At 62.5% G+C, this 11,814-nt stretch carries 9 protein-coding genes; 5 read left to right on the top strand and 4 right to left on the bottom strand.

Annotated elements, in window-relative coordinates; translation table 11 throughout:
* The first annotated feature begins 96 nt into the window (after positions 1 to 96).
* The 3 genes from lpxA to lpxB are packed head-to-tail and all read left to right on the top strand — an operon-like array spanning position 97 to position 2,956.
* The gene (gene lpxA, locus HP556_RS11460) at positions 97 to 900 is read left to right on the top strand and encodes an acyl-ACP--UDP-N-acetylglucosamine O-acyltransferase (RefSeq protein ID WP_175367089.1); all 804 of its coding nucleotides are present in this window, start codon (positions 97 to 99) and stop codon (positions 898 to 900) included.
* A 23-nt stretch (positions 901 to 923) separates the two neighbouring features.
* Positions 924 to 1,805: an LpxI family protein gene (locus HP556_RS11455; protein WP_089264538.1), complete on the top strand. Its 882-nt coding sequence runs from the start codon at positions 924 to 926 to the stop codon at positions 1,803 to 1,805.
* On the top strand, positions 1,802 to 2,956 hold the full coding sequence (lpxB, locus tag HP556_RS11450) for a lipid-A-disaccharide synthase (RefSeq protein ID WP_175367088.1): 1,155 nt from the start codon (positions 1,802 to 1,804) through the stop codon (positions 2,954 to 2,956). Before HP556_RS11455 ends, lpxB begins: the two co-directional genes overlap by 4 nt.
* Before the next feature lie 92 nt (positions 2,957 to 3,048).
* Here lpxB and gltA read toward each other — a convergent pair whose 3' ends face one another.
* Complete coding sequence (gene gltA / locus HP556_RS11445) at positions 3,049 to 4,353, bottom strand: citrate synthase (protein ID WP_089264726.1); 1,305 nt, start codon at positions 4,351 to 4,353, stop codon at positions 3,049 to 3,051.
* Positions 4,354 to 4,507: 154 nt separating this feature from the next.
* The gene (gltX, locus tag HP556_RS11440; protein WP_175367087.1) at positions 4,508 to 5,932 is read right to left on the bottom strand and encodes a glutamate--tRNA ligase; all 1,425 of its coding nucleotides are present in this window, start codon (positions 5,930 to 5,932) and stop codon (positions 4,508 to 4,510) included.
* Positions 5,933 to 6,131: 199 nt separating this feature from the next.
* Between gltX and HP556_RS11435 the strand changes: the two genes are divergently transcribed.
* Positions 6,132 to 7,802, top strand: coding sequence for a glutamine--tRNA ligase/YqeY domain fusion protein (locus HP556_RS11435; RefSeq protein WP_175367086.1), 1,671 nt, complete (start codon positions 6,132 to 6,134; stop codon positions 7,800 to 7,802).
* 102 nt (positions 7,803 to 7,904) lie between these two features.
* A complete protein-coding gene (locus tag HP556_RS11430) occupies positions 7,905 to 10,187 on the top strand; it encodes a ComEC/Rec2 family competence protein (protein ID WP_175367085.1) in 2,283 nt (760 codons plus the stop codon).
* 18 nt (positions 10,188 to 10,205) lie between these two features.
* On the opposite strand, the gene lexA is transcribed toward HP556_RS11430, so the two are convergent.
* Positions 10,206 to 10,928, bottom strand: coding sequence for a transcriptional repressor LexA (lexA, locus tag HP556_RS11425; protein WP_068730850.1), 723 nt, complete (start codon positions 10,926 to 10,928; stop codon positions 10,206 to 10,208).
* A gap of 301 nt (positions 10,929 to 11,229) precedes the next feature.
* The gene (locus HP556_RS11420) at positions 11,230 to 11,799 is read right to left on the bottom strand and encodes a GNAT family N-acetyltransferase (RefSeq protein WP_276509735.1); all 570 of its coding nucleotides are present in this window, start codon (positions 11,797 to 11,799) and stop codon (positions 11,230 to 11,232) included.
* Between the last annotated feature and the right edge of the window lie 15 nt (positions 11,800 to 11,814).

Genomic DNA, 11,814 nt, shown 5'->3' with positions numbered 1-11,814 from the left:
ATCAGACGTCACTGGACAGGCTCGGGAACCCACGTTAACCAACGGAAAAACCTAGATATTTGTAGGCAGCTTGATGGCTGGGATTGGACTGTTTCGATGAGCAAGATCGACCCGACGGCGCGGATCGAGGACGGTGCTGTCATTGGCGAGGGCGCCGAAATCGGACCCTTCTGCATCATCGGACCGCATGTCACGATCGGTGCAGGCACGAAGCTGCTGTCGCATGTCAACGTGACGGCGCAGACGACCATCGGCGAGAATTGCACGATCTATCCGTTCGCCTCATTAGGCACGCCTCCGCAGTCGCTCAGCTACAAAGGCGAACTGACCCGGCTGACCATCGGCAATGGCTGTACCATCCGCGAGTCCGTGACCATGAATGCCGGTACTGTCGCCGGCGGTGGCATCACGTCGGTGGGCGATCGCGGCTACTTCATGAATTGCGCCCATGTCGGCCATGACTGCCATGTCGGCAACGACGTGATCTTCGCGACTTCGGCGACGCTTGGCGGCCATTGCGAGATCGGCGATTTCGTTTTCATGGGCGGGCTGTCGGCCGTGCACCAGTTCACCCGCATTGGCTCGCAGGTCATGGTCGGCGGCATCTGCGGCGTGCGCGGCGACATCATCCCGTTCGGGCTCGTGAATGGCCAATATGCAGCGCTGGAAGGCCTCAACATTATCGGCATGAAGCGCCGCAAGTTCACCAAGGAGCGCGTCGCCGCCGTGCGCTCGTTCTATCAAAAGCTGTTCCATGGCGCGGGCGTCTTCGCCGAGCGGCTTGAGCGCGTGCAGCCCTTGGCAAATGACGATCCGGCGATTGCAGAAATCCTGACATTCATCGCCGGCGCCAAGCACCGCGCGCTGTGCCTGCCCGAGGATAGCAAGAGCAGTTCCTGAATTCGAGTATCGCGGGGCGAAGCATGACTGACCAGGCTCAAATACAGCACCCGCAATCACATCCGCCGATAGGCTCGCCGTTCGGCATCATCGCCGGCGGCGGCTCGTTGCCCTTCGCTGTCGCGGACTCGCTGCAGGCGCGTGGCATCAAGCCTGTCGTGTTCGCGCTGAAGGGGTTCTGCGATCCGGCGCTGGTGGCGCGATTTCAGCACCACTGGATTCCCATCGGCCAGTTCGGCCGTTTGCTGAAGCTGATGCGCAGCGAAAATTGCCGGGATCTCACGTTCATCGGCACGCTGGTACGGCCGGCAATCTCCGAGATCAGGCTGGACTGGGCAACGCTTCGCGTGATGCCGAAAGTGTTTCGCGCGTTTCGCGGCGGTGACGATCATTTGCTGACGAGTATCAGCCGCCTGTTCGAGCATGAAGGTTTTCGTCTGCTGGGGATCAAGGACGTCGCGTCCGATGTGCTGATGCCGGAAGGCAGCGTGACGCGTGCCGTACCGGATCAAGATGCTGAAGCCGATATCGCGCGTGGGCGCGACGTCTTGCGCGCCTTGAGCCCGTTCGATATCGGCCAGGCGACCGTGGTGATCGACGGCCATGTGGTGGGGATCGAGGATATCGAAGGCACCGATGGATTGCTGGCCCGCGTGGCGCTCTTGCGTGAGCAGGGACGTATTCGCGCCAAGGCAGGGCGGGGTGTACTGGTGAAGGCGCCGAAGAGCGGTCAGGATCTGCGTTTCGATCTGCCGACATTGGGACCGCGGACCATCGAGCGTGCTGCCGCTGCGAAGCTCGCCGGCATCGCCATCGTCGCAGGCAATACGATCGTCGCCGAACCGCAGCAGATGATTGTCGCTGCCGATGCCGCAGGTCTTTTCGTAACGGGACTTCCGACGTGACGAAGACGATCTATCTCATCGCCACCGAAGAATCCGGCGACCGTCTCGGCTCCGCGCTGATGAAGGTGCTACGCCAGCGGCTCGGCGACGATGTGCGCTTCGAAGGCGTTGGTGGTTCGTCGATGGCACGTGAAGGTCTGCAGTCACTGTTCCCTATCGAAGAGCTTTCCATCATCGGCCTTGCCGCCGTCCTACGGAAGTTGCCGTCGATCCTGAAGCTCATCACGCGCGCGACCGAGGACGTCTTGCGGGCCAGACCCGACGTGCTGGTCATCATCGACAGCCCGGACTTCACCCATCGCGTCGCCAAGCGTGTGCGCCAGCGCGATCCCTCCATTCCCGTCGTCAACTATGTGTCGCCAACGGTGTGGGCGTGGCGGCCGGGGCGCGCGAAGGCGATGCGTGCTTATGTCAACCATGTGCTGGCGCTGCTGCCATTCGAGCCGGAGGCGCATCGGCGGCTCGGTGGTCCACCATGCACCTATGTCGGTCATCCCCTGATCGAGCAGATCGATGCGCTGCGTCCTAATGCGGAAGAGCAGGCGCGTCGCGAAACGAAGCCGCCGGTGCTGCTGGTGCTGCCGGGTAGCCGTCGGAGCGAGATCCGTCATCACATGGCGACCTTTGGTGCCACGCTCGATCTGCTGCAAAAGCAGGGCACGCAATTCGAACTGATCCTGCCGACCATGCCGCATCTCGTCGAGGTCATCGCCGAAGCGCTCAAGGCGTGGCCGGTGCAGCCGCGGATCGTTGTGGGCGAAACAGAGAAGCGCGCCGCGTTCCGCATCGCGCATGCGGCCTTTGCCAAATCGGGGACGGTGACGCTGGAGCTTGCCTTGTCGGGCGTGCCGATGGTCACCGCCTACAAGGCCGGCAGTGTCGAGGCCTGGATCATCCGCCGCCGCATCACATCATCGTCGGTCATCCTAGCCAATCTGGTGATCGGCGAGAACGTCATTCCGGAGTTCATCCAGGAAGACTGCACGCCGGAGAAGCTCGCGGCGTCGTTGCAAGAGGTGCTGGCAGACACACCCATGCGGCGCCGTCAGATTGAAGCCCTGGCGCGGCTCGACGGGATCATGGCGACGGGCGAAGCGTCGCCGAGCGTCGGTGCGGCCAATGTCGTGCTGGCTACGATGCGGAAGAGTTGAAGACCTCAATTCAAGAGATTGCAGCGAAATAAACAAAAACGGCGGATCTTGCGATCCGCCGTTTTGATTTTCGCACTCTGCGAAACGAGGTCTTAGGCGCGCTTGGCGATATCTACGTAATCGCGGCGGGCAGCACCCGTGTAGAGCTGGCGCGGACGACCGATCTTCTGCTGCGGATCGCCGATCATCTCGCTCCACTGGCTGATCCAGCCAACGGTGCGGGCAACCGCGAACAGCACGGTGAACATCGAGGTCGGGAAGCCCATCGCCTTCAGCGTGATGCCCGAATAGAAATCGACATTCGGATACAGCTTGCGGTCGATGAAGTACTGGTCCGACAGCGCGATCTTCTCGAGCTCCATCGCAACGGCGAGCATCTCGTCGCCACCGTGACCGGTTTCCTTGAGAACCTCGTGGCAGGCCTGCTGCATCAGCTTGGCGCGCGGATCGTAGTTCTTGTAGACACGGTGACCGAAGCCCATCAGGCGGACGCTGGAATTCTTGTCCTTCACCTTGGCGATGAATTCCGGAATCTTGTCGACGGTGCCGATTTCGGCGAGCATCTGCAGCGCGGCTTCGTTGGCACCACCATGCGCCGGTCCCCACAGGCAGGCGATGCCGGCAGCGATGCAGGCGAACGGATTGGCGCCCGACGAACCGGCGATGCGGACCGTCGAGGTCGATGCGTTCTGCTCATGGTCGGCGTGCAGCGTAAAGATCTTGTCCAGCGCTTTGGCGAGCACCGGATTGACCTTGTACTCCTCGCACGGCACGGCGAAGCACATCTTCATGAAGTTCGCCGCGAAATCGAGTGAGTTGGTCGGATACACGAAGGGCTGACCGATCGTGTACTTGTAAGCCATCGCCGCCAGCGTCGGGATCTTGGCGATCATGCGGATCGACGCGATGTCGCGTTGCTTCGGATCGTTGATATCAGTTGAGTCGTGGTAGAAAGCGGCGAGGGCACCAACCGATGCGACCATCACGGCCATCGGATGCGCGTCGCGGCGGAAGCCCTGAAAGAAGCGGCTCATCTGGTCGTGAACCATGGTGTGGTTCGTGACCAATGCGTCGAACTTTGCCTTCTGCGCCTTGGTCGGGAGTTCCCCGTATAGCAGCAGATAGCAGGTCTCGAGGAAGTCGCCCTTCTCGGCGAGCTGCTCGATGGGGTAGCCGCGGTATTCGAGGATACCGGCATCGCCATCGATATAGGTGATCTTGGACTGGCAGCTGCCCGTCGAGGTGAAGCCGGGATCGTAGGTGAACATCCCGGACTGGGCGTAGAGCTTGCCGATGTCGATGACATCAGGGCCGACGGTCCCGCTGTGGATCGGCAGTTCGAAGCTCTTGCCGTCGACTGTCAGCGTTGCGGATTTGGTATTGGTTTTTGCGTCCATCGCGTGGTCCCCGATGAGATCGTTGAGGGGCCGGCAAGCCACCGACATTTCAGGAGAAATGGGGAGGCTAGCCGGGAATTCCAGAGCATTCGCCAGAATGCGTAGCGTATTGCTGTGTGCGCTGCAAGGCGGGCAAAAGCAGCCTACAGCTATGCTAAATAGATGCCTGATCGGCGAGCCGGTCCAGGCATTCCTGCCGTCCCAATACCGCCAGAACATCGAAAATGCCGGGCGATGTGGTCTTGCCGGTCAGCGCCACGCGAAGCGGTTGCGCAACCCCGCCAAGCTTGATGCCAGCTTCCTCGGCAAAGGCGCGGGTGGCGGCTTCGGCATTTGCTGCGGTCCAGTCGGTGACGGCTTCCAGTGCCGTGCGCAACTTGCCAATCAACACACGGGTTTCCGGCGTCAGCGCGGCCTGCGCCTTCGGCTCCATCGCCAGTGGGCGATCGGCAAAGATGAAATTGGCGCCGTCGATCAGTTCGATCAGCGTCTTGGCGCGTTCCTTCAGGCCGGGCATGGCGCGCAACAGCTGGGCGCGCGTGGTGTCGTTGAGCTTCGCCTTCAGTTCGGGGCCGCCGGGCACGTAATTCAGCACGTCCTCGAACATGGTCACGAGGGATTGATCGTCGGTGTGACGGATGTAGTGACCGTTGAGATTTTCGAGCTTGGCGAAATCGAAGCGCGCGGCGGAACGGCCGATCCCCGACAGGTCGAAGGCGTCGATCATCTCCTGGGTCGAGAAGATTTCCTGATCGCCATGGCTCCAGCCGAGGCGTACCAGGTAATTCCGCAGGGCAGCCGGCACATAGCCCAGCGCGCGATACGCTTCGACGCCGAGCGCACCGTGGCGCTTCGAGAGTTTCGAACCATCAGGCCCATGGATCAGCGGAATATGCGACATGCTGGGCACGGTCCAGCCGAGCGCGTCGTAGATCTGCTTCTGGCGCGCGGCGTTGATCAGATGATCGTCACCGCGGATCACGTGCGTCACGCCCATGTCATGGTCGTCGACGACCACCGCCAGCATATAGGTCGGATTGCCGTCGCCACGCAGCAGCACGAGGTCGTCGAGATTTTCGTTCTGCCAGACCACACGACCCTGTACCTGATCCTCGATCACGGTCTCGCCGGTGAGCGGCGCCTTCAGGCGGATCGTCGGTTTGACGTCGGGGCGCGGATCCGACGGATCACGGTCGCGCCACAGTCCGTTATAGAGCTTGGACTTGCCCTCGGCGCGGGCGGTCTCGCGCATCTGTTGCAGTTCCTCGGCGCTGGCATAGCAGTAATACGCCTTGCCCTCGGCGAGCAGCTGTTCGGCGACTTCGCGGTGCCGGCCGGCACGGGCAAACTGGAAGACAGTGTCGCCATCCCATTCGATGCCCAGCCACTTTAACCCGTCGATAATGGCGTCGATCGCGGCATCCGTTGAACGCTCGCGGTCCGTATCCTCGATCCGCAGCAGCATCTTGCCGCCGGTCTTTTTGGCATAGAGCCAGTTGAACAGCGCGGTGCGTCCACCGCCGATATGGAGGAAGCCGGTCGGCGAGGGGGCGAAACGGGTAACGACGGGAGCGGTCATATCAGCGGGTTCGATCGAGTTGGGTGTGAGTGTTGGCGGGCGTTTATCACAACGACAGGGCGCTGTCTCACGGCGAATAAACGCGGATTTGGGGCCGGAACCGCATCGGAAAAGGCCCTTTCGCGGGACCCGGCCCCTGATCCGGCCTTGGCGCGGCCTTCCGGATTTGGCACATAGGGCGCAGCTTGAAAGGCAGCAAATGACAGACGAATCGGTATCCGACGCAGGCCGTGACTTCATCCGCGACATCGTTGCGGCGGACCTGCAATCCGGCAAACACAAGAGCGTGGTGACGCGCTTTCCGCCGGAGCCCAACGGCTACCTGCATCTCGGCCATGCCAAGTCGATCTGCCTGAATTTCGGCGTCGCCGAGGAATTCGGCGGTCACTGCAACCTGCGTTTCGACGACACCAATCCGACCAAGGAAGAGCAGGAATATATCGACGCCATCCAGCGCGATGTGCGCTGGCTCGGCTTCGAGTGGGGCGAGGGCAACCTGCATTACGCCTCGGACTATTTCGAGCAGCTCTATGACTGGGCGGTACATCTGATCCGCGCGGGCAAGGCCTATGTCGATGACCAGTCGCAGGAAGAAATCCGCTTTAAGCGTGGCACCCTGACGGAGCCCGGCCAGAACAGCCCGTTCCGCGATCGCCCGGTCGACGAGAACCTCGATCTGTTCGCGCGGATGCGCGCCGGCGAATTCCCGAACGGCGCCCGCGTGCTGCGCGCCAAGATCGACATGTCGTCGGGCAACATCAACCTGCGCGATCCCGTGATCTATCGCATCCTGCATGCGCACCATCCGCGCACGGGCACCGCTTGGAGCATCTATCCGAGCTACGACTTCGCGCACGGCCAATCCGACGCCATCGAACACGTGACGCATTCGATCTGCACGCTCGAATTCGAGGATCACCGGCCGCTTTACGACTGGTGCCTGGAAAATCTGCCGGTGCCATCGCGGCCGCATCAGTATGAATTCGCGCGCCTCAACATGACCTACACGCTGCTGTCGAAGCGCGTGCTGACCGAACTTGTCCGCGGCGGCCATGTCACCGGCTGGGACGATCCACGGATGCCGACGCTGGCCGGCCTGCAGCGCCGCGGCATTCCTGCCGAAGCACTGCGCGAATTCGTCAAGCGCATCGGTGTCGCCAAGGCCAACTCGACCGTCGATATCTCGATGTTCGATTTCGCCGTGCGCGAGACACTGAATCGCACGGCGCAGCGCCGCATGGCGGTGCTGAAGCCGCTGAAGGTGGTGATCGAGAACTACCCGGAAGGACAGACCGAGCAGCTCGAAGCCATCAACCATCCCGATGATGCGTCGCTCGGCAACCGGCAGATTTCATTCGGCCGCGAGCTCTACATCGAGCATGACGACTTCATGGAAGAGCCGCCGAAGAAGTTCTTCCGCATGGCGCCGGGCCGCGAGGTCCGCTTGCGTTACGGCTATTTCATCACCTGCAAGGACGTGATCAAGAACGCTGCCGGCGAGGTGGTCGAACTGCGCTGCACCTATGATCCGGAAACCCGGGGCGGCAATGCGCCGGACGGCCGCAAGGTCAAGGCGACGATCCATTGGGTGAGCGCTGCAGATGCCGTGCAGGCGGAAGTGCGCGTTTACAATCAGCTGTTCGCCGATCCGCAGCCCAATGCGACCGAGTTCGCATCGCAGCTCAATCCGGACTCGCTGGAGAAGCTGACCGGCGCCATGCTTGAGCCAGCGCTGGCGAGCGACAACACAAGCGATGTCGTGCAGTTCGAGCGCCAGGGTTATTTCTGTCGCGACAAGGATTCAGCGCCGGGCAAGCTGGTCTTCAACCGTACCGTCGGTCTGCGCGACAGCTACGCCAAGCTCGCTTGAGCAACCCTAGGGATTAGTTTTCGTATTCTGCATCCGTTCCGCTAGCCGCCGCTTGCCCTTCCGATAGCATTCGGAAGGACAAGCTTGGCGTGCGGGCGTTCGATGGCGCGGGGCGGGGATCAGCAACAGCGGCGGGGCCGATCCGGCACGGCGACCACATGGCCGCCGCCGGCCACGGCAGGCGTCGCTCTCCCGTCACCGACGTCATCAACGTCGGGCTTCGAGACGCTCTGGACGTGGGTGTGGGCCGAAGCTGGTCCCGGTCGCTTGCTGCCTTGGGTGCCGATCGCTTTCGGGACCGGCATCGCGCTGTATTTTGCCGCTGAGCATGAGCCGGTGGCCTGGGTTGCCGCTGCGACGGCAGGCCTTCTTTGCGTGGCTGCGTTTTTGCTGCGGCGGCAGCGATGGTTTCCCTTGATCTTGCTCATTGCGGCAATCGCGGCCGGCTTTGCGATGGCTGCAATGAAAACCGCGCGCGTGGCTCATGAGGTTCTGGCGAAGCCGCTCTATTCCGTCGCGCTGACCGGCTTCGTTGAAACTCACGAGGAACGGGAGCGCACGGATCGCTTCGTGCTGCGCGTTGCCACGATGGACAGCCCGCGCGCCGCACCGAAGCTCACCCGTGTGCGGCTGTCGGTGAAGAAGGGCATGGCGCCTGCCGTCGGCAGCTTCGTCGAATTGAAGGCAAGGCTGCAGCCGCCGCTGCCGCCGCTCCGGCCGGGGAGCTACGACTTCGGACGGGATCTGTATTTTCAAGGGATCGGCGCGTCCGGTTTTGTGATGGGCGGCATCAAGGCAGTCGATCCGCCGATACAGCCGAGTGTGGCGCTACGCTATTCGGCGACCATGCAGGGGCTGCGCGACGCCATCGACGCGCGGATCCGCACCGTGCTCTCGGGTGATAGCCGCGCCATTGCCACGGCGCTGCTCACGGGCCGCCGCGATGCGATTTCGGCTGACGTCAATGATGCGATGTTCATCTCCGGCCTCGGTCATGTGTTGTCGATCTCCGGCTATCACATGGCCGTTGTCGCCGGCGTCGTGTTCTTTGCGATCCGCGCGCTGCTGGCACTGATCCCCGTGCTGACGGTGACGTTCCCGATCAAGAAAGTCGCTGCTGCTGCGGCATTGCTGGCTGCGCTGTTCTATCTGCTGCTGTCCGGCGCCGAGGTCGCCACGCAGCGTTCGTTCTTCATGACGGCCGTCGTGCTGATCGCTGTCATGGTCGATCGCCGGGCGGTGACGTTCCGTACGCTGGCGGTGGCAGCAATGGTTGTGCTGATCGTGGCGCCGGAAGCGTTGGTGCATCCGAGTTTTCAGATGTCATTCGCGGCGACGCTGGGGCTGGTCGCATTGGTGCAGATAGGCATGCCCGCGCTGTTTGCCTCGCCCGATCATTCCGCGACGGCGCGCGTGGCACTATGGGGCGGACGCGAGATCGCGATGCTCGTACTGGCTTCGCTGGTCGCGGGCCTTGCCACCACGCCCTATGCCGCATTTCATTTCCATCGCGTCACGCCTTATGGCGTTGTCGCCAATCTCCTGGCGATGCCGGTGGTCTCGGCACTGGTTATGCCGGCGGGCATTCTCGGTTTGGTGGCCATGCCGTTTGGCTTTGACGGTGTGTTCTGGCGGTTGATGGATGTCGGCATCCAGTGGATGATTGTCGTCACGCAATGGGTGGCAGCCTTGCCCGGCGCCATCGGCCGGATGCCGGCCTTCGGGACGGGACCGCTGATATCAGCCAGTATCGGCATCATCGTGCTGGGATTGCTGCGCACGCCGTTGCGCCTCGCAGGGCTTGGTGTGCTTGCGCTCTCGATTGTCTGGGCGTTGCTGGTCAAGCAGCCCGATGTGCTGATCTCGGGTGACGGTCACAGCGTTGCGGTACGGGGCAGGGACGGGCGCCTGCATATGATGCGCAGCGCCAAGGATGCGTTTCTCGCGAAGGAGTGGCTTGCCGGTGATGCCGACGCCCGGCTGCCAACGGATGCCTCCCTCAGCCACGGTGTGTCCTGCGACCGCGACGGGTGCATCACGGCGCTGGCCGATGGGGCTTTGGTGGCGCTGGTTTTACAGCCGGATGCCTTCACAGATGATTGCGAGAAAGCGGCGCTCATCGTCACGGCGCGACAATCGCCGAGAGATTGCAGGGCGCTGGTGATCGATCAGGATCGCCTGCAACGAAATGGTGCGGTGAGCCTGCAGCGAACCGCGAATGGCTTTACGATGGATGCCGTGCGACCGCGTGGCCTGGACCGTCCGTGGTCGCGCGCAATTCCCGATGAGCCCCAGCAAGATCTGATCCAGAACAGTCGCACGCCGCAAAATCGGCCGGTGGATGCGACGCCGGCGGAAACCGATGTTCAACCCGAAGATCAGTAATCCGTCGATGCGCAAATCTCAGTAGCGGCGATACAGGCCAATCAGCTTGCCCTGAATGCGCACCCGGTTGGGTGGCAGGATACGGACCTCGTAGGCGTCATTCGCAGGCTCCAGCGCGATCGACGCGCCGCGGCGGCGGAAGCGCTTCAACGTGGCTTCCTCGTCGTCGATCAGGGCCACCACGATGTCGCCGGTGTCGGCGCTCTCGTTGCGCTGGATCAGCACGGTGTCGCCATCGAGAATGCCGGCGTCCTGCATGGAATCGCCGCGCACTTCGAGCGCGTAATGTTCGCCGGAGCCGAGCATGTCGGCGGGCATGCTGATGGTATGGCTGCGGGTCTGCAGCGCCTCGATCGGCGTACCGGCCGCGATCCGGCCCATCACCGGGATAGCAACCGTGCGGCCATTGTCATCATCGCCGCTGTTGCTGGCGATGCTGGCGGCCGAACGCACCTTGCCAAGCGTGCCTTCGATGACGCTGGGCGTGAAGCCGCGGCGCCCGGTGCCGCCGGTGACCGGCGCGCCGAGCTCTGGCAGCTTGATGACTTCGATGGCACGGGCGCGGTTGGGCAGACGGCGTATGAAGCCGCGTTCTTCTAGCGCCGTGATCAGACGATGGATGCCGGACTTCGAGCGCAGGTCGAGCGCATCCTTCATCTCGTCGAAGGACGGCGGGACGCCGGCTTCCTTCAGCCGTTGATCGATGAATCGCAGGAGTTCGTATTGTTTGCGCGTGAGCATCTGAAGCCATCCTCAGTTGACGGTGTCGGCCGCCGCGTGCGTTTCAAAGGGCCTTCGAACGGTGAGCCTCAATCCGGAGACGATCGTTCGAAGATCGGTTGCGCGAGTTCGGGCACTCTCAAACTACTCAAAGCCACAGAATCTCGAAACAAATCATGAACGAACACTATATGTTCCATATGTGTTCTGCAATGCTTAATTTGCCGTCAACAGAATGCACGTTGAGGGAGGTTTGAGGAGGCTGTTCCTCACCAGTCGTCGATCCTCGACGGATACGGAAAATGCTTCCCGGTCGCCTGGGCTACGCGGACGTCATGCGCCCGATGGGCGGCGGCGGAGTTGTGGAGCCGGTGGCCAACGAGCGCTGAACCATGATCGTGTCGGCCCAGCGGCCGGAGCGATAGGCGACGCCGGGCAGCAAGCCGACGCGGGCAAAGCCGAAGCTCTCATGAAGGCCGAGCGAGGCCGTGTTGTCGGCATCGATATAGCCGATGATCTGGCGAAAGCCGGCCGCCGCGCAGACGTCGATCAACTCGCGCATCAACAGCCGGCCGATGCCCCGGCCGACATGTCCGTGGTGGATATAGATCGAATGCTTGACCGTGTAGCGATAGGCCGGTCGCTTCCGAAACAGCACCACATAGGCGTAGCCGACGACCTCGCCGCCTTGCGTGGCGACGAGATGCGGGAACCGTTTGCTGCGCAGGTTCTTGCGCCGGTCTCTGAGATCGTCGGGCTGCGGCGTGTCGGCGTCGCTGACGCCTTCCTCGACGCCTTGCCGGATGTGCCGGCGATAGATCGCCAGCATGGCATCGACGTCGGTGTCGCGTGATGGTCGGATGACGACCGGCTGTTCGAGTTCCGTTGGCAAATCAGGCTCCTTACG

Origin of the sequence: Tardiphaga robiniae, assembly GCF_013359755.1 — a bacterium.
GTDB lineage: Bacteria > Pseudomonadota > Alphaproteobacteria > Rhizobiales > Xanthobacteraceae > Tardiphaga > Tardiphaga robiniae.
This window is presented reverse-complemented; position numbering and strand designations above follow the sequence as displayed.